This is a genomic window from Pelorhabdus rhamnosifermentans, assembly GCF_018835585.1.
GTDB lineage: Bacteria > Bacillota > Negativicutes > UMGS1260 > UMGS1260 > Pelorhabdus > Pelorhabdus rhamnosifermentans.
This window is the reverse complement of the sequence record NZ_JAHGVE010000136.1, coordinates 1-273: the sequence shown is the minus strand read 5'-3', so window position 1 is coordinate 273 and position 273 is coordinate 1. Positions and strand designations below refer to the sequence as shown.

Sequence of the window (273 nt, the reverse complement as noted above, 5' to 3'; positions counted from 1 at the left end):
AACTCTGTAGAAGAAATACAGGCATTGATAGAAGAAGATCTATTATTTGCAGAAGAATGGTTGCCCGATAATTCGAAAGATGTTACACGATTATCAAAAGCGATTGCACAGCATTATCTGGCAGAATTATATTTGTGGCAAAACAAACCTGCACAAGCAGAAGTAAAAGCTAGATCTGTCCTTCTAAAGAGTTCCTCTCCCAATCGTCACGATAATTTTCTCCTGTTATTTCTTCCACACTTTTAGGTACAGCGCCAAAAGTCATTATAAGGT

Annotated in this window: 1 protein-coding gene; it reads left to right on the top strand. The window is 37.4% G+C overall.

The window, feature by feature from the left end:
* On the top strand, positions 1-246 hold a 246-nt coding region (locus tag Ga0466249_RS26085; RefSeq protein WP_215832402.1), incomplete at its 5' end, for a hypothetical protein.
* Between the last annotated feature and the right edge of the window lie 27 nt (positions 247-273).